The organism is Pseudoalteromonas sp. SR45-5 (assembly GCF_014163565.1).
Taxonomy (GTDB): Bacteria; Pseudomonadota; Gammaproteobacteria; order Enterobacterales; family Alteromonadaceae; genus Pseudoalteromonas; species Pseudoalteromonas distincta.
The window spans coordinates 1-755 of sequence record NZ_JACJDN010001021.1 but is presented as its reverse complement, the minus strand read 5'-3'; the positions used below and the strand labels follow the sequence as shown (position 1 = coordinate 755).

Genomic DNA, 755 nt, shown 5'->3' with positions numbered 1-755 from the left:
CAGGATTTTCGACATTCATATACCTTGAGCGCCACTTACCCATGTCGAATAACCAGAAATATGCGGATATATTTTCATTACTTTCGTCAATCACTATAAAATCGAGTTCATCATCTTTGTTTAAATCCATGCCAATGAAATAGTAAGTATGTTCTTTTAAAGAGTTACGATCGTAAAAATGTTGTTCAGAAAATACTGCCTCTATTAAACCTTGAGGTATTAGCGCTTGTGATGGCCAAAATACACTGCGCTCAATAAAATCATCGACTGTGTGTTCAAGCGTTAAAGCAAACTCATTATTTACATACATCCTATCGATGATAGCGTATTGCTCTGGGTGACTCGTTTCAATTTTCTGTTTTAATAACTGCATAGCTAAATAACCTTGGCGACCTAAGCTGTGCTCAAAATAGTAATAGTCAAACTTTTCTATTGTTACTTTATCTGCATCTAAACGCGCTATTTGGCTGTTTGTAGATAAGCTTTGAAAATTTAATAAAGGGGAGTTAACAGCAAGCATACTAACGAGCACCACCCACCCCATCACAATATTTATTTTGCTAAGCGGCTCTAGCCAATTGTCTCGCTTTGTTATAATTCCAACAAGATAACTAAACGAAAAACACGCCAATAAAAACCAAATTAAAATGCCCCAACAACGCTCTACTGTTAGCCCATGCTGCTCTACCCGTAAGTAAATTCCATAGGCAGAAATAACACTATAAACTGGAAGTAACGCAACGCTTATAAAAACG

Annotated in this window: 1 protein-coding gene; it reads right to left on the bottom strand. The window is 36.4% G+C overall.

The features are described 5' to 3' along the window. A partial coding sequence (locus H5072_RS20780) for a DUF4153 domain-containing protein (RefSeq protein WP_182694679.1) occupies window positions 1–755 on the bottom strand: 755 nt, incomplete at both ends.